Raw genomic sequence first — 15,941 nt, 5'->3', positions numbered from 1 at the left:
GCACGCCAGGCTCGCCACTCCCTGCGTCGTCGCAATCGCTGAAAGCTATGCCGGCGTTTTCCAGGACCGAGCGAATGTCAGGGCGGCTGATCGAGGCCGGCGATCGAGAGGTTCAGTTCGAGCGGAACGTTGCTTATGTTGTTCCGTTTTTTGCGGTGGAACGCGCGAGCAACGAGCATATGACTGAGAAAATTGTTCCTCCGCCCAAGAAGGGCGCTACCAAACCACGGCCCGTCCGCCGTCCTCAGGACGCGACGCCCACGTCCGATGAGCGGATACATCCGCCGCGGGGTCGACAGTGGCTGCTGATCGCAAATTATTCGATGTTCATGCACGAAGTCGACTCGTAGACGAGCGATGACCCCGTTATGTGCTTCTAGCATCGCATAATGTATCGAATGGAACGCCCTAACCGGATCGACCCTCTTTCCTTTCTCCACGACGCGGCGAGGGCCAGGCGCGACCTCGCGTACAAATTCTTGGCCCTCGAAAGGCTCAGCGGATTCTAGTCCAGGAGAGGCAGAAGAGCATCGATGCTCTTCTTCGCGTCCCGTAGAAAGGCCCGGGATCGATGTTTCGGCGCCGGATGTGGCGGCGGCGGTTACGGCGGCGAAGACCGCCTCTACAACCGCCTTGCTCTGGACTTTGGTCAAGCCATGTTCGGTCGCGATCTTTTCTGCAATCTCAATGGTTGTTGTGAATGTTCTCCCCTCATGGTGAGGCGAGAAGTCTCGCCCGACGGGATCCCTTCTGTCATCTGGCGACCCAGCGAGCCGGGCCTAAATCCTGACGATTTCCACAGCGCAATCGTGGCCTATCGTCGAAGTTGTTCCGTCGGCCCTTTTGGGGCGTTCTTGGTCGATCGACGCAGGGACATTCAAAGGTGTCTGGTCATCTGGTGCAGCAAGGTATCGCCCGCCAATTAGAATGGCGAGCGTTGAGCAAAGTCGAATTCCCATCCACCACGAGCCACAGCTCGTTGCCCAAGGCGCGGACCGTGAGGGGTTTCCGTTTCTCCTGATTGCCTTTCGCCGCCGCCACCATATGACGGTTCGCATTGACGATGCCTCTTTCGCGCGCACGCGCGTTGACCAGCTGCTCGAGCGGAATAAGGAGGTGTGGTTCGCCAAGGTCGAAGTAGAGCGCAGGATCATCCGGAAGCCTCGCGAGCGCCGCGACGATTTCCTGGTTCAACTCACTCTCCCCAACAGCGCCGTTAGGCCGAAGAGTTGGATACTTTAGCGACACTTCTTCAGGTTTCATGCAGTGCCTCTGGGAGAATTCGTGATGCCTGGCTTTACACCGATGGCACTTCGCGCCCAATCCACGGTTTGAGCGGTGTGGAACGCGGCACGCCAATCGGCATCGGGACCGCGCTCTCATATGGGCATTTGATGCCTTCGTCGTTCTGGGTTGCTCAGTACCTATGTCGAAACGCACTGTCGGGCGCTGCGCAGATAAGATCCGACGATTGCGGTGGTTGGTTCGAGATCGAACTCAACTTCGCGCCAATGTGTTTTGCTTGCTGCTCGGTCAATCTGAACTGCAGTGACGACACGTCTGTTCGGTCCGGGTCGACGCTGAATTCGATCCTCAAGAAGACGTCACCGCTCCCGTCTGCGGTGACAGCCTCTGCCTTCCAATCGATGACGGCTGATGCTCGAATAATGCCTCGTCCGTCTGTGCTCCAATCGTTTATATGCAAGTTGACCCCCCTCTCGCTGCGCAAGCTGCTGGCAGAAACACCCCGCTGAGCGCGTAGCTCTCGTTCGGTGCCGACCACGCGCTGAGTGAATTGGTGCATACCAGTTCAGTGGTACTGGTTAATTTTTTGTCTGGCATTAAAATTTGCAAACCAGCGCATTAGCAAAACATGAAATCCTCTCCGGCCTTAGCGATCACGAAGTCAATCTCGTTGCCATCAAACGCTGATTTGTTCTCATATCCCTGCGCTCAACGACTGGTAGTCGTTGGCAACAACTGCCGAGGAGAGAGTTGGTCAATCAGCCCCAATCACCAATCGTTCGTTCCTCCTCCGTCATCGCTGCGTCTGCGCATGCTAGGAACGTAAATGCCGATGCCGCTAGTCCCGTGTCGGATGATCACTTGGACTGGCCTGTGAGGCGCGTGACCCATTTGCCTTGCTGGCGACCTTCGCAGAGAAGCGTGTCTTTGACGTTGCCGTGCTCAGCCTGACACGGGCTCTTCCCTCCGGAGATCGCTGAGAACCTCTATCAGGCGCGGGGCCACGTCACGGATTTCGGTCAGTTAAATGGTGCTCATGGCCGCAGCACTTCGTCAGCCTTGGCGGTAAGCGCAGACGTCTGGCGGCGCTTGTCGTTCGCATGGGCTCATAGTCGGCTCCCAGCGCCTGCGGAAGGGAACAAAGCTGCATTCTCGACGGTTGATGGGTCGACTGCACAGTGGAAACGAAGGCGTTGGATTGGACCGTTCACATGGAGGCGCCACCACTTGAAAGAAAGCTTGCAGCGATCCTTGCGGCCGATATCGAAGGCTATTCCCGCTTGATGAATGCCGACGAAGAGCAGACGCTTGCGACTTTGACGTCGCACCGCACTATTGTCGACGGCCTTATCGAAAGCGCCCATGGTCAAATCTTCGGGACCGCCGGCGACAGCGTGTTGGCGGAATTCCCATCAATCGTCCATGCCTTCAACTGCGCAGTCGCCATTCAACAAGCGATGTGGCGTGCCAACCAGGCGCTTGCCGACGACCGGAAGATGAACTTCCGCATCGGGATCAATATCGGCGACGTTCTGGTGAAGGACGGTGATATATTCGGCGATGGTGTCAATATCGCCGCCCGGCTCGAAGGCCTCGCCGATGCCGGCGGCATCTGCGTGACAAGAGGGGTACGAGATCATCTGCGCGATCGCGTCGATACCACTTTCGAGGATTTGGGTGAGCACCAGGTCAAAAACATTGCGCGCCCGCTCCGGGTCTTCCGTGTCCTTTTCGACCCCAAGGCCGAACCAAGCCTGAATGCGGAGCTATCGTCCGTCGACACCCCCGAGCGATCCTCGTCTGTCGAAGAGCCCTTCTCGGTAGACCGTGACAAAAATGACGAGGTGCGTCGGGTCGAGGTGGCCTTTTGGGAGGCGGTACAGGAAAGCGACGATCCGGCGGAGTATCTCCTTTACCTCAAGCGGTTCCCGGCGGGCCAGTTCGCCGAACTGGCAGCCGCGCGTGTTGCCCAAGGCGGGTCTGGCGAAGCCGATCCCGGTGTCGAGGTCTCATTCTGGGAAACAGTGCGTGAAACCGGTAACGTCGAGATGATTGAAGCGTATTTGTCAAAGTATCCGCAGGGCCAGTTCGTCGATCTCGCGAATATTTTGCTGGCAGACATTCGAGCGAAATCAAACGCATAACGATCCTCGCAACGACTTCACCCCCGCCAAACCGGGAGAATTCAGCCCTACGCGCCCGATCAAGATCATAGCGTTGGCCCAGTTGGTCGACGCTCAGTTGATGGCCGCGAACCGACAAACCCTCAACGCGACCTCGAATGATTTTTCGAATGCCTCGCACCGGCTTACAGCGCCTTAGCTATTGACCACCTTAGGGCACGGCTGCAGCTCTTCGGCTTCATTGCTGGCTGTTCGCAGTACATTCAAGACTCCGCTCTTTGATGTTCAAGACTCGTGCTCTTAAGCTGCGGGGTAGGTGGATGGAGACGCCACCCCGCCCAGGGGCTTTGCCGGACCTGCTGCTATCGCGAAGTAACCACGGGGGGCTTTGGAAGGACGGTGGCGATCGGACGGCCGCCGTCGCTCAAAACGCCCCCGACCAGCAGGTAAGCAGCGATTACCGCCATTGATAGAAGCATTACTCCGATTGGGAGGGCCGTCGTAAACTTCCTTTGTGGCGTTCCGTAAGTGTGTCGTTCGTACATTCGCAAATCCTCAATCGTCCAATCGGGCAACGACATCAAAGCTGGTCCTTGCTGACTGCAAGGGGGCGCTCCGGCGCCGTTGCCCGCCCAAGACAGTTAAGGGCTGTGCTGCTTGGGCTAAGAAAAAAACTAACGCGACGGTAGGGTGCGACAACGAACCTAAGACCTTTGCGTTGCCCGTCTGGGACTGAGGTCCCATGGCGGAACCTTTTGCGCCGCCCTAGGTTTGGATATGTCTCGATCCTCGACCCGATCGAGGCGCCTCCAGGCCCCGCTGCCATTAGTGTCCCCGCTAGATGTGGGGCCCATCGAGGTCGTTAATGCTCGCAATTCTTGACCGGCTCGCGAAAGCCGGGCGCTGGTTCACCTCAGGTCCCGCCTCAGCGGGGCCTTTTTTTACCCAGAATGGATGAGTTGTAGGCTGACCGCTGAGGTAGCATGGGAGAAGCGGCTGCATTCATCTCTTGCAGCCGCACTCATGCAGGAGCTCGGTTTCGGATGCACATTCAACTATCGGCCGATCGATCGCGGACAGGTGGTGATCTCCTGCCATAAGGATCGCGGTTGCCGTACTTCTCTGAAGGATCGGGAGCCTCGCATGTTGCGGGACAACCCGGTCGTCAACGCTGTCTCTTCCACTCGGGAAGGGACAGCCGCCCACCGCCCGAATTTACCCTCGCTGCAGCGGTCACACCCAAGCGGGCAGCAAGACTGGCGCCACCCGGTAGCGACCTCACGCAACCACGAGACAAATAGGTACTCGTTGGCAATTCCTGCCCACCGCGAGACGTAGGGCATCGTTCGTCCCGGTTGGTAGGTGCGGGCGGACCTCCACGCCAAGCTCCCGCAGGCGGATACCACATTGAAGCTATCGCGCCTGTTCAAGTCACTAGGAACCGAGGGCTTACAGCTCGTTGAAGTCTGGTTCGTCGAACAATCCGGACTGCGCCCGTATCAAAGGAACAATGATCATATTCGCTGGTTTGAAGTTCAATGGATCGGGCTCGCGTCTGATCGAAGAGGAGGCGCAAATGATCGACGACCCAAAGGACCGTAGACCACAGCAACAAAGCTTTTCACCGTCCGAGGAGCGCGGTCGATACTCGGAAGGTTCTGAAAATCGTTCTGCCGGGTGGCTGGATGAAAGCCAGGCTGGTGAAAACTCCCCCGGTGATGAGCAAGCCAACCAAGCGAAAAGAGCCGCAATGCGGGCTGTGGATGACGAAAAGAGCGCGCTGGCCCGCCAACTGCGCGGTCTAGCAGGCGCCATGGAAAAGGTCGGATCCGAGCTCCGCCAGTCGGAGCAACCGGCGCTTGGGCGCTACACGCAGCACATTGGGCACTCGATCGGACGGCTGGCGCGCGATTGTGAAAACCGAGAGCTCGGAGAAATAGCGGCTATGGCGGAAGATTTCGGGCGAAAGCAGCCTCTGGCCTTTCTCGGAATCGCAGCAATTGCTGGACTGGCGGCAAGCCGATTCCTGTCTGCCTCGGCCGAACGGTCCCACATCACCCCGAATGTTGCCCAACCGAATTCCACCGCGACACACGGCAAGGAAGGCGACTGGGACTTTGAAAAGGAATTGCGCGATGCTTGACCCTCGTGATGACCGCTCCTTATCCGACCTCATGACAGGATTGGTGACAGACATAGCCGGGCTTTTTCAAAAGGAAATCGACCTCGCGAAGGCCGAAGCAGGCGAGAATCTAAATCGAGCTATCGGCAGCATCGAGACGTTGGTCGTTGGGCTTATCTTCGCAATAGCGGCCGTTGGTGTACTCTTGGGCGCGGTCGTGCAAGGGCTCGGCGCCTTCCTCATTGCGCAAGGAATAGAGGAAGCGAACGCTGATGCCCTATCAGCGGTCGTCGTCGGTCTCGTCGTGGGTCTTCTCGCATGGGTGATGATCTCGCGTAGCCTCGCCAGGCTCGGAAACCGCAGCGTGCGCTTCGACAAAACGACGGCGTCCCTCCACCGTGACCTCGAAGTGGCTAAGGAGACAGTACGATGACCGTGGACACGCATTCGCCTGCTCAGTTGCAGCGCGAGATCGAAGCCGATCGCCAAAGGATCGAAGAAAAACTTCACGCTATCCAGGAACGGATGTCGCCTGGCGAATTGATGGATGAGTTTCTTGCCTATGCGAGGAGGAGCGGAGGAGCAGAATTTCTCAAGAACCTCGGCGGCGCGATGAAGTCGAACCCCATTCCGGTAGCCCTGACGGGCATCGGCCTTGCGTGGCTGCTTGCGGATCCTGCGTCCCGTGCACCGCAAGCTTCGGCCTCCGATAACGGTGTAGACAACTATCCACTCGCTTCCGTGAACGGCAGTCTTCGGCGTATTGGGCCGGTCGAGGCAAGTTTTGGCGAACGATACAGCCATTTCGAAGATCAGGGAGGCAGTCGCTTTCGCGCCCGAACCGATGCGGCCGGCCACAGGGCCGGTCATTTCGTGGATCCGAGTGGCGCCGTCTATCGCGGCTTCGCCGACGCATCCGGATCACCGATCGAGGACATCCGTGATGAAACGGGAAGGTCGTTCGACGAAGCCTCCGGCTGGGGGTCGGCTACCTGGCGAGAGATGAAGGGCGCAGCAAGCGGCATTTCCGAAACGATTGCAGAAGCCGGCCGATCGGCGGCGGAAGGTGCTCGAGGTGTCCGCCAGATCGCTCAAACTCAAGGAGCACAGCTGAACGCTGCCATCCTCAAGAACTTTCGCGACCAGCCTCTCGTTGGCGGTGCGCTTGCGTTTGCGATCGGTGCAGCCATTGGAGCAGCGCTGCCTGCAACGGCGCTGGAGGATGTTACCGCCGGCGAGGCCTCGGACCGCGTGCGCGACCATCTTGCGGCTACGGCGGATGCCGCCGCAGAAGGAGCGATCGAAGGTGCCAAGGGAGCCTTGGACGAGACCCGCAGAACGACGCCAGGCGAGACGCCGAATGGATGACGCCCCGGTTGCCGAGCATCTCGTCAGCGCGCAGTTCTGGTTCTAGTCTTTCCAGAACTGGCAAAGTGAGTTCCTTTCGACAGCCGTTATCGTCGTTTTCTCGATCTTCCTGAGATTCCGGGGCTCACCCGAATCGAAACCGGTCGCTGCGCCCCACGCGAAAACGGGGTCCGGTGCTTTCTGAGCAACCTCGCAAGATATCAAAGGCGGGCCTCGCAATTAATCAAACTCAATCCCCCCGGCGGTTGAGGGCGCTTCATTTCATCACTTGCTTATATTCAACCGGTGGGCGATCCTGCTGCCGGTGGATCATGGAGGGGGAATTGAGTGGCTTCACCGACAAGGAGATAGCGGCTGAGCTAAAGCGCCGTGCTGATGCAATGCAAGCGCCAGACCAACGCCAGAGAGCAGCGGCGCGCAGTGCCGAGCCACAACGGATGGATCTGATATGTCTCCACTGTCGCAACCCAATGCCCTCATGGGAAGCAACCGACCCAGAGAACCCGATCTGCGATACCTGCATGGGCTGGTGAAACATTGTCGTTGGAGGCGGATATGGAAAACCACTGGGCGTCACTTGAGGCGGAATATCAGGGCAACGACATTGAAGTGATCTCTACGGATCCGCTGCTTGGTCGCCTTCAACTCATAGCCGAGCAAGAAGAAGTCGTTGAGGTTATGCTGGATCGCGCGACGGCGGAACAACTCCTATCTGCTCTGGTGCAGTTCCTCGCCCACGGAGAGGGCGACGACGCCCCCAGCTTCTCCGCGGCGCAGTAGTAACATTGGTTCAGGCCCACCGCTCGAACGTGCGACGTTGGTACCAAAAACCGATGCCTTTCCGCTTGGCTAAGCCTGAAGAGATGGCAACTTGATAATGCCGGATGACGTAAGAAGTGAGAAAATGAGGGCTGCCACCCTGTCCGGGTAATCGTCGCGCGCCGGTGCCTCGTTATGCCCACATTCAAGGGCTGAGGTAGGCCATGGACAAAGCCGGCATCGCCTTCCTCGTACTCATCTGCATTCTCGTCGCCCTGGTATTGAGCATTCTGGCGCTCCGACCGGAAGTGGAGCCGGCACCACCGGAGGCGCCGGCAATCGTTCCTGGCTACTAGAGCCTCTCACATTCCCGGTCCCACGACGGAACAACGAGACGTCGAAGGTGTTGCTGTAGATCGCAACGACCACCGGAACAGCCGCATGCGTATAGTCGTGATTGCAATTGTCGCCTCGATCATGAGCATACTTGTTTTCAAGTATGTCGACGGCACGTTCGGCAACTCCGAGGTCGCAGCTACGGCAGAGCAACTTTCGGAAGATTAAACGCCCAGCAAAAAGGCCGAAGCGATCGCTTGCGGCGCGGACTTCGCCCTCACCCGGTTGACCTGTTCATCTCCGGTTTTGGTTGCCGTGATACAATTCGCCAGTCGGATGCACCCAAGAGGAGCCAAGCATGAGCCGAAATACCGTCCTTGGAATAATTCTTGCCGTGGTGGTCATCATCCTCGTCGTCCTCCTAATGCCAAAGAAGGAAACGACCCCGGAGACCGCAACACCGCCCGCGACCACGACTGAGCCGACGACATCGCAACCGTCGACGACCACGCCATCGACAACTACCCCGTCGACGACAGCACCGTCGACTGCTGAGCCGTCAACCACCCAACCGTCGACGACCACACCGTCCACTACGGAGCCGTCAACGACGACACCGTCGACTACTCAGCCGTCTACGACGCAACCTTCAACTACGACGCCTGCTCAATAGAGCTTTTTAGGGTCGCGACCACCCTGCGCATAGACAGCGTCCTTGCGTGGTCGCGCTTACCCAGTTGGGACGAACCTATCTGAAGAGCGCCTCGCCGACCTCGACAACGACCGGCCACTCCAGGGCACGTTGGAAGGAGCTGCTGGAAATCAGCCGAAAGAACCTGGTCCAGCGTCGGCGAGGGTCCGGTCTGCCTAACGCCTTCCGGGCGCGAATCCTGTTGGTGCCAGGGTTGAGGAATTGTGGGTGGGAACAAAGGTCAGCTCAGCCTGTTCGGCGCCTACAGCGACGAATGCGAGAGGAGAAAGCTGATGACCAAGGCTGAAACGACCCAAGATCATGACGAGATTCGACATTGGGCAGAGGCACGCAACGGGCGGCCAACCCGAGTGAAGGGCGGCGATGAAGGTGGGATTTTACGGATTGATTTTGGCGAACGGGATGAACAACTGGAGCCGATTTCATGGGAGGAGTTTTTCAGGATATTCGACCACAATCGATTGTTTTTTCTGCACCAGGACAAAGTCGCCGATGGCAGCTTGAGCCGGTTTAACAAGTTTGTTGATCGCGCCTAGGTCAGATATGAGCCGGGCCCGGCTGTGCAGGCTTCCGCGCCCACCAATAAAAATCGGCCCCGAGGGGGGCCGAAATTGAGTTTTAGGGGCTGGGTAATAAACGCTTCGCAGCCTCCCGGTTCCGGTCAAGGCCTGTAGCGGAGACGCTCTTTCTCGATCTCCTCGGGAGTGTAGGGATCGAGGTCTTCGTCGAAGCGTGTCCAGCCCTGCTCGAGGTAAGCTGCGCGGCGTTGTTCGGGATCTACCCAGCTGCCCCGGCGTAGGATGGCCTGGGCGTCCGCGTATAGGCTCTCGTCAACCCGGGCGGTGACAACAGCTCCGCCGCGGCGCACGCCCTCGGCATAGACATGGGCATGTTCCTCTGGGACGCCGGATTCGGTCATCGCGCCGATCAGTCCGCCCGCAGCGCCACCGGCGACTGCGCCAGCTGCTGCACCTGCTGCCGTTGCGGCAAGCCAGCCCGCCGCCACCACAGGACCGACGCCTGGAATGGCCATTACGCCAAGCCCGGTCAAGAGGCCCCCGATACCGCCAACTGCAGCACCTAGACCTGCGCCTGTGCCTGCGCCCTCGGCAGCATTGCTGTCTTTGGAGTACCAGTCACCGACATTGTTGGAAACGATACTGATATCGTCAGACGGCACGCCGCGATCTTCAAGCGCACTCACCGCCGCGCGGGCATCGGAGTAATCGTCAAAAAGTCCACTAACGGTTTTCATTGGGGTTCCTCGCTGCTGGGATTAGTTGGCGACCACGTTGCCCTGGTAGTCGACTGCGATCTGGACAGACTTTCCGTCCTTCATGGCGCTGCCTCGCCAGACGCCCTCGCTGTCGAGTTTGAGGCCCGCAACGTCGGTGTAACCGGCTTCAACGATGCGTTTCTTGGCCTGTTCTTCGGTGAAGCTGTTTGCCCCGGCGACCGGGGCGGTGGGATTGGTGGAGTCCGGCGTCGCGACGGCCGGCGTGTCACCGTTCGTAGTGGCCGGAGGCGTAGAAGTCTGCGCGAGCGCGCCAAAGGTCGATGCGCCGAGGAATACCGCGGCGAGCAGCAGTTTCTTCATGATGTCTACATCCTTGTTTTCAGCCCGTGGAAGGCACTACCCTCAAACTTCGCTCGAATTTTTTGGTTCCCGAGTTTTTTACCGTTCACGCAGTGGTTTCGACTTTTCGAAAAATACGTGTCGGCCTAGGGGCACGCGATGTGTTCATGTTCCCACCCCATCGCCACGTTCCATGATGCGGCTCTAGCGGCTGCGCTCCGGTCATCAGTCCAGGTGCTCTGGCATTTCTTTCAGCTGATCCTTCGTCCAGGTGGTGATGGCGTGAACGTCGCCGTCATCGTCGCGCATGAAGTCGAGATCCGCCAACGGCACGGCGACCGGTTTCGCGCCAATCCCGAGGAAGCCGCCAACATCAATGATCGCAGTGCTGCCGTGAAGGTGATCCACCGTTCCGACCTTGTCATCGTCTGCGCCGTAAACGGTCGCGCCTTCGAGGTTTGCCGGTATCAGTTCCGAAGGATCAAGGCGCACGTGATTGGTATGGTCCATATCTTTGGTCTCCGGTTAAGTCGGACTGAAAGAACCGGCTCAGCGGTAAACGGTTCCATTGATGAAGCTGCTTTCTGTCGGCCTCGGCCTGAGAGAGGTCTCCTCTGCCGCGATCAGTCGCCAGACGAATCGGGAAGGTGACCTGCGTCCAGGGCGAGGTCGCGCAACCTCAGCGAAATGCAAACAGTTCGCTGTCCGGATCGTGGTGCCCCAATATTGCTGCCGACACGATCTCCGCGGCGATCTGGCTGTAGGTGATGCCGTTTCCGCCATATCCCATCACAGCGTAAACGTTGTTGAGCCCTGGAACCGGACCGATTATCGGAAGCCCGTCGGCGGTCACGCCGAAGGCCGCTGCCCATTGATAGGCTGGCTCGGCGATCGGTAGTTTCAGGAGCGCAGACAGCTTCGCCCGCAAGGTCTCGGATTTGAACTTGAGTTTGATGGGGTCCTGAAATGCTGTGGGGCTTTCTTCGTCCTCACCTCCGACGATGAGGCGGCCATCCGCAGTCGAGCGAAAATAGAGGTAGGGGTCCGATCCCTCCCATAGCACATAATCCTTGAGCCAACGCGGCCTCGGATGATGCGGCTTGGTTGCAAGCGCCCAGGTGGAGAAGATCCGATGCTCTTGGTTGGCCACGACATCGAGCAACTCGTAGCCGGTACAAAAGACGACATGCCTGGCCTGTATGATTTCTCCTTTTGATGTCGCCGCGGCGTTCCAGTCATCGAGGCTGCGAATGTCGGTGATCTCAGTATCTCCTACGATCGCCACACCGTCTGCCTGCACCTTGCCCCACAGGCCGGCGGTTAATTGTGCGGGATTTGCGGACGCGGAGATGGCGGACTCGATCGCAGCGGTCCGCTCCAGTCCAAACTTTACGCGCAGTTGCGCGGCATTGAAAAACACTGCTGAAATGCCAGCCTTTTCGCGTGCCTCCGCCTCTGTGGCGAGCGCTCTTGCACCATAGGCATTTCCAGCGAGGTAGAGCGAATTCTTCCGCTCGAGATGGCAGTCGATCCCAAGATTATCGACAAGCGAAGTTAGCGTTTCCACGGCCTTGGCGGAGCGTTGCCAAGCGCGCCGCGCTTTTGCTTGCCCAAGCATCGCCGTGAGCCTATGCAACGGCATGTCGATCTCATGCTGGATCATCGCGGTGCTGGCCAGAGTGCTGCCTTGAACCGGTTGCCGTCGATCGACAACGAGGATTGTCATGTTTCGTTTGGCAAGGGACAGCGCCATCAGCGCCCCTCCAATGCCGGCGCCGACAATCAGCACGTCGACGACGTTGGTAGGGATCCGCTGTTGCGCCGCGACCTGGATATTCCGAGTGGTTGCCCACAATGGCCGGAAGGACCGCAGTTTGCGCTTGCGCGTAATTGTCTCCAACTCGTTGCTCTCCCATGTGCGTTGTACTTCGGGCAACAAGCGGCCACGATCAGCCATGAATTCTCCCCCATGCCGCGTCAGGCAGGGAAGACATGAGAAGGACATGGGCGGGGTGGTCGACTAGTCAAGGTGCTCAGTCCAACGCTCGCCGGTCGAACCCGGCAGAGCTCCGACTGAGGCACCCCACCCTGAGCCTTTGCAAATCGGGCGAGACGCACGGGAAAAATCTCATGAGTTGCCTCGCCGGATCTCGTTTCTCGCGCGTTAAGCGATGCGGCGGCGTTGCAAGAGGTGTTTGGCATGCGGCTCTACCAATGCGATATCAGCGGATTTCCGCTCTATTTCGACAATCATTTCAGCGTCGGGGCCAACAATGCGCCGGTCGGGTTTGTTGCAGACACATTGACGCTGCACACTCTCCTGGAAGCAGGTGAGGGTTTGTGGAGCATTCCCTCACGGCCAGGCGAAACCTGGCGGTTCTGTGCCAACGCAGCCATAGATGGGAGCAACTGGTTGGTTGCGGCCGACGATCCAATTCTTCTTGCAATTCCTGCACGTTACAATCGGCTCATCCCCAACACCAATACCCCGGAGGGCCTCGCAAGGTTTCATAAAATAGGCGCGGCCCAGCGCCATCTGTTCTATTCCATTCTGCGCTTTGGCCTTCCGTGTCCCGGAAGAGACGTCGACCCGGAGGGCGGTCTGGTCTTCGACTTTCTGGAAGATGCGATCAATGAAGGCGGCGGTGTCAGCCCTGCGATGACTGGGCACCGGAGCGGTCTGATCAGTCTTCGAGCGGCCGAGGCCGATGACATCGTTCGCGAGACCGTTCGTGTTTCGATGGGAGAGCCCTACCGAACCCTGCTTGGACACTTTCGCCACGAGATCGGTCACTTCTATTTTCAGCAATTGGTGCGAAAGGGCGCTTTGCTCGAGGAGGCACGTGCTCTCTTTGGTGACGAGCGCGAAGACTACGCAGCAGCGCTCCAAAAAAGCTACGACAACGGGCCAGTTGCGGACTGGCAGGATACCTTCATTTCCGCTTACGCAAGCAGCCACCCATCTGAAGATTTTGCCGAATGCTGGGCCCACCTGTTTCACATTGTCGATACGCTGGAGACGACCAGATCATTCGGGCTATCCATAGAGCCGTTAAGTCACCACGGCGTTGAGGTCGAGGTCGATTTCGACCCTTATCGGGCGGAGAATGCTCAGCAACTGGTGGACGCCTGGGTTCCGATCAGCCTGGCCCTTAACACCTTCCAGCGATCCATGGGCGAACGGGACATTTATCCGTTCGTTCTTTCGCCACCGGTCATAGCCAAACTCGATTTTATCAATCGGCTCATTGCAGAAGCGCGCCTTCAAACAGGTCGCCTTTAACCCGGATGCAAGGGCCGGGCGGGACGTTGCGACGAAACGATATTGAGACCCATGCTCCTGGCCTACGGAATCGGGATTTTTCTTGTCTCCGTCACCATGCCAATAACTGATCTGCGGCGCGCGGACTTTGATCAGCATAGGGCCAGGTGTGCCCACCCCTTGCGGGAACCAGCGTTCGAGATCGCTCACCCTGTGCTTCTTGAACATCTCTTGGTCCTTGACGAGAGAGGCGTTCCCCTCAATTGCAATGAATGTGCCGGGCTTGCCGAGCAGGCTTGGACGGGCAGTATAGGTGAGACTAACCTGGGTTCCCGAACAATGTCGCCATAAGCTACGGTTCGCTAAAGCCGGTGGCAAAAATCCGGGATCGCCCCGCGGGCTCGTTGCGAAAGATCAATCCAGCACGCGTCCTTGAATGCATCGGGACATAGTCGAGTGTAATCTCGACCGTTTCGACAACAGTGTTTCCGGCGGTGATCTCGCCACGCACGACGACGTCGGCGGCAGTCCGGTCGGCCGCGTTTTCGACGTCGAACATGACAAGATATCCGCCGTCCCGGCTTGCGCTGCTGATCGTCTTGACTGACAGGTCCGGCGCTCCATCGCTCTGCGTCGCAGCTTCGAAGCCAACCCACCCGATCAGGGCTATCACACCGATGGCTGAGACCGACCCGGTGAGCCATTCGATCCAATGGCCTTCGCCACTTTCGATCGAGCGGGATTTCGACGGTTTTGCCATAGATCACCTAGAGAATGAGCCGCGCTGCCGCGGCGCCGATTGCGCTTGGAAATGCAAGCACCACCGTGCTCATGATCGCCTGGGTCAGTTCGATGCCGTCCAGCCGATGAAACGTCCAGAGACAGTAGAAGCTGATCGCAAAGGCGACGGCATAGCCGGGGAGCGTGAAGCGGATAAGGGCATGCCAAACGGGTGTGCCTTCTTCCAGTTCGTGTCCGCCCGAAAACGACAGCGCGTAGACAAAACCATGCATCAGCACGATGGACGAAACGATGAGTGCGATTGCGTGCCAGGGTGACATCTTGAAGGAAATCAGGATCATTTCCTCGGTCGGGGCGACATTCAATCCGAGAAACAAGGCGCCGACGGCCATCATGAAGAGCTCGCCGCCGTAGCCACTTTGCGTATCATCGTCGACGGGGTCCTGTGCGTCCTCGTCATCATCGTCGCGCCCGCCCAGTTCGCTGCGACCTAGCAATGCACCGATGCTGGCCGGAACCGTCTGAATGGCGATCATGCCTGCCGCCTCGGGTAGAGCCTGCCCGACGCTCAGAACGCCTAGGGCAGACAGCACGAAGGTGCTGGCCAACAGACCCAGGAAATAGGCAATGCTGGCATCGCGCACTGCCTCATGCCAAGTCGAGATGTTTTCAAACCCGATCCGGCGCGCCAGGAGGATGAGCAAGGGAATGTTGACCAGGAGCAACAGAAGGAGCCTTGATCGGTCGATATAGAGCCCGAGTTCCCACATCTCCATCGTCAGGAACATAGGCAGCGCAAAGAGCAGAGCGCCAGCCAATCCGCGCGCAAGGCCCTTGGAAAATCGACTGTGGTCGAAATTGACACGCGTTTGCTCGATCGCCATTCCGGTCCCCCTTTCGGCTGCCATCTCAAAACGTCGACAAGCTCCGCAAGTTCCTGGTCTTGGCGGAACGGAGCCCCTTTTGCGGCCGAAGCTTAAAGGGTCGAGAGGATGCGGTTGCTCAGCGCGCCTTGATTGGTTTCCTGATCTGGAACTTGTTCTCCAGCGAATCCAGCATGTCTTCGCAGAAGTCGACATCACAAAGTTTCACGAATGGTCTGAAGCCCGCCGGGTGTAGACACCTTGATCTCCAGCAACTTGTCCCCGACGATATCGAGGCCGACCAGGAACATGCCGTGATTGTCAGCATCTCTTTCGTGACTTTGTTGACGAGAAGGGCGATGCGCACGGCTGCTCCTAGCTAGGGTCGGTCATTCCCGGATCACGCCGGCTCAGCCGGCATACCAAGCCTACGGAACATCGCACCAATCAGAGTGTTGGGCGCAGGAAAGGGGGAGGCTGGCGATGGTCTTGATCCTGCCGGAGTTCAATTGCCGAGGCGGCGAGGGAGCCGACATCTCGGGCCTCGCTGCGTCAATCAAAGGTGCCTTGAATGCGGCGTCATCATTGGAGACGCGAAATCTCACATTCAGGGTGCTTGGAAACAGCGTCGTTATTGAAGGGGCAGTCGATCTGCCAGGGGGCGCAAACGTTGTTCAGCGGCTTGCTGAAAGTCTCGCCGACCCCGGCCGCGTTATCGTCAGGATCAGCTGTCCGTGCGATTGAGCCGCGGCGGATGACATTCGAGCGGCCGGTGCTGCCGAGCAGAGCCCGGCAGCCTTTGCAATGAAAGTTACCGGTCGAAGGCCTGACGAT

The 15,941-nt window shown here is 58.6% G+C and carries 19 protein-coding genes, 1 tRNA gene and 2 pseudogenes; 11 read left to right on the top strand and 11 right to left on the bottom strand.

Annotated features, from left to right (window positions below):
- Window positions 1–77 precede the first annotated feature (77 nt).
- Complete coding sequence (locus tag V7S54_RS33380) at window positions 78–653, bottom strand: hypothetical protein (protein ID WP_442892638.1); 576 nt, start codon at window positions 651–653, stop codon at window positions 78–80.
- Window positions 654–891: 238 nt separating this feature from the next.
- Window positions 892–1,194 (bottom strand): hypothetical protein, encoded by a 303-nt coding sequence (locus tag V7S54_RS31425; RefSeq protein WP_141679587.1) that lies wholly within the window; start codon window positions 1,192–1,194, stop codon window positions 892–894.
- A gap of 1,262 nt (window positions 1,195–2,456) precedes the next feature.
- On the opposite strand from V7S54_RS31425, the gene V7S54_RS31420 reads away from it, so the two are divergent.
- The 6 genes and pseudogenes from V7S54_RS31420 to V7S54_RS31395 all read left to right on the top strand — a co-directional run bounded on the left by V7S54_RS31420 (window position 2,457) and on the right by V7S54_RS31395 (window position 7,638).
- On the top strand, window positions 2,457–3,389 hold the full coding sequence (locus V7S54_RS31420) for an adenylate/guanylate cyclase domain-containing protein (protein ID WP_065377161.1): 933 nt from the start codon (window positions 2,457–2,459) through the stop codon (window positions 3,387–3,389).
- Between the two features lie 1,489 nt (window positions 3,390–4,878).
- Window positions 4,879–5,511, top strand: a complete 633-nt coding sequence (locus tag V7S54_RS31415; protein ID WP_083203857.1) for a hypothetical protein — start codon at window positions 4,879–4,881, stop codon at window positions 5,509–5,511.
- Window positions 5,504–5,923, top strand: coding sequence for a phage holin family protein (locus V7S54_RS31410; protein ID WP_065377160.1), 420 nt, complete (start codon window positions 5,504–5,506; stop codon window positions 5,921–5,923). Before V7S54_RS31415 ends, V7S54_RS31410 begins: the two co-directional genes overlap by 8 nt.
- Window positions 5,920–6,858: a DUF3618 domain-containing protein gene (locus V7S54_RS31405; protein ID WP_065377159.1), complete on the top strand. Its 939-nt coding sequence runs from the start codon at window positions 5,920–5,922 to the stop codon at window positions 6,856–6,858. Before V7S54_RS31410 ends, V7S54_RS31405 begins: the two co-directional genes overlap by 4 nt.
- A 16-nt stretch (window positions 6,859–6,874) precedes the next feature.
- Window positions 6,875–7,042 (top strand): annotated as a pseudogene (locus V7S54_RS31400) (DUF6766 family protein); the annotation flags it as partial.
- Between the two features lie 371 nt (window positions 7,043–7,413).
- Window positions 7,414–7,638 (top strand): hypothetical protein, encoded by a 225-nt coding sequence (locus V7S54_RS31395; protein WP_065377158.1) that lies wholly within the window; start codon window positions 7,414–7,416, stop codon window positions 7,636–7,638.
- A gap of 6 nt (window positions 7,639–7,644) precedes the next feature.
- On the opposite strand, the gene V7S54_RS31390 is transcribed toward V7S54_RS31395, so the two are convergent.
- Window positions 7,645–7,717, bottom strand: a tRNA-Gln gene (locus tag V7S54_RS31390).
- 124 nt (window positions 7,718–7,841) lie between these two features.
- Between V7S54_RS31390 and V7S54_RS31385 the strand changes: the two genes are divergently transcribed.
- The 3 genes from V7S54_RS31385 (at window position 7,842) to V7S54_RS31375 (ending at window position 9,201) form a co-directional block, all read left to right on the top strand.
- Window positions 7,842–7,973: a hypothetical protein gene (locus tag V7S54_RS31385; protein WP_268753081.1), complete on the top strand. Its 132-nt coding sequence runs from the start codon at window positions 7,842–7,844 to the stop codon at window positions 7,971–7,973.
- Window positions 7,974–8,058: 85 nt separating this feature from the next.
- Window positions 8,059–8,181, top strand: a complete 123-nt coding sequence (locus V7S54_RS31380) for a hypothetical protein (RefSeq protein ID WP_268753080.1) — start codon at window positions 8,059–8,061, stop codon at window positions 8,179–8,181.
- Between the two features lie 756 nt (window positions 8,182–8,937).
- On the top strand, window positions 8,938–9,201 hold the full coding sequence (locus tag V7S54_RS31375; protein ID WP_336409822.1) for a hypothetical protein: 264 nt from the start codon (window positions 8,938–8,940) through the stop codon (window positions 9,199–9,201).
- Between the two features lie 125 nt (window positions 9,202–9,326).
- Here V7S54_RS31375 and V7S54_RS31370 read toward each other — a convergent pair whose 3' ends face one another.
- The 4 genes from V7S54_RS31370 to V7S54_RS31355 all read right to left on the bottom strand — a co-directional run bounded on the left by V7S54_RS31370 (window position 9,327) and on the right by V7S54_RS31355 (window position 12,198).
- Window positions 9,327–9,920 carry a general stress protein gene (locus V7S54_RS31370; RefSeq protein ID WP_336409823.1) on the bottom strand — a complete coding sequence of 198 codons (594 nt, stop codon included), beginning with the start codon at window positions 9,918–9,920 and terminating at the stop codon, window positions 9,327–9,329.
- A gap of 21 nt (window positions 9,921–9,941) precedes the next feature.
- A complete protein-coding gene (locus tag V7S54_RS31365) occupies window positions 9,942–10,262 on the bottom strand; it encodes a PepSY domain-containing protein (RefSeq protein WP_065377155.1) in 321 nt (106 codons plus the stop codon).
- 204 nt (window positions 10,263–10,466) lie between these two features.
- Entirely contained in the window at window positions 10,467–10,751 is a 285-nt protein-coding gene (locus V7S54_RS31360; RefSeq protein ID WP_336409824.1) for a PRC-barrel domain-containing protein, read from the bottom strand.
- A 169-nt stretch (window positions 10,752–10,920) separates the two neighbouring features.
- A complete protein-coding gene (locus tag V7S54_RS31355; RefSeq protein ID WP_336409825.1) occupies window positions 10,921–12,198 on the bottom strand; it encodes an NAD(P)/FAD-dependent oxidoreductase in 1,278 nt (425 codons plus the stop codon).
- 243 nt (window positions 12,199–12,441) lie between these two features.
- On the opposite strand from V7S54_RS31355, the gene V7S54_RS31350 reads away from it, so the two are divergent.
- A complete protein-coding gene (locus tag V7S54_RS31350) occupies window positions 12,442–13,524 on the top strand; it encodes a zinc-binding metallopeptidase family protein (RefSeq protein ID WP_336409826.1) in 1,083 nt (360 codons plus the stop codon).
- 90 nt (window positions 13,525–13,614) lie between these two features.
- Here the strand turns inward: V7S54_RS31350 and V7S54_RS31345 are convergent.
- The 4 genes and pseudogenes from V7S54_RS31345 to V7S54_RS33375 all read right to left on the bottom strand — a co-directional run.
- Window positions 13,615–13,827: pseudogene (locus V7S54_RS31345) on the bottom strand (pyridoxamine 5'-phosphate oxidase family protein); the annotation flags it as partial.
- Window positions 13,828–13,855: 28 nt separating this feature from the next.
- The gene (locus V7S54_RS31340) at window positions 13,856–14,062 is read right to left on the bottom strand and encodes a hypothetical protein (RefSeq protein ID WP_162764787.1); all 207 of its coding nucleotides are present in this window, start codon (window positions 14,060–14,062) and stop codon (window positions 13,856–13,858) included.
- Between the two features lie 208 nt (window positions 14,063–14,270).
- Window positions 14,271–15,128 (bottom strand): TIGR02587 family membrane protein, encoded by an 858-nt coding sequence (locus V7S54_RS31335; protein WP_065377149.1) that lies wholly within the window; start codon window positions 15,126–15,128, stop codon window positions 14,271–14,273.
- A gap of 194 nt (window positions 15,129–15,322) precedes the next feature.
- On the bottom strand, window positions 15,323–15,418 hold the full coding sequence (locus V7S54_RS33375; RefSeq protein ID WP_442892637.1) for a hypothetical protein: 96 nt from the start codon (window positions 15,416–15,418) through the stop codon (window positions 15,323–15,325).
- A gap of 172 nt (window positions 15,419–15,590) precedes the next feature.
- On the opposite strand from V7S54_RS33375, the gene V7S54_RS31325 reads away from it, so the two are divergent.
- On the top strand, window positions 15,591–15,851 hold the full coding sequence (locus V7S54_RS31325) for a hypothetical protein (RefSeq protein WP_336409827.1): 261 nt from the start codon (window positions 15,591–15,593) through the stop codon (window positions 15,849–15,851).
- The last annotated feature ends 90 nt before the right edge of the window (window positions 15,852–15,941 follow it).

The sequence above is a fragment of the Ensifer sp. CCNWLY38 genome, assembly GCF_037120565.1.
In the GTDB taxonomy this organism is placed as follows: domain Bacteria; phylum Pseudomonadota; class Alphaproteobacteria; order Rhizobiales; family Rhizobiaceae; genus Ensifer; species Ensifer adhaerens_H.
This window is presented reverse-complemented; position numbering and strand designations above follow the sequence as displayed.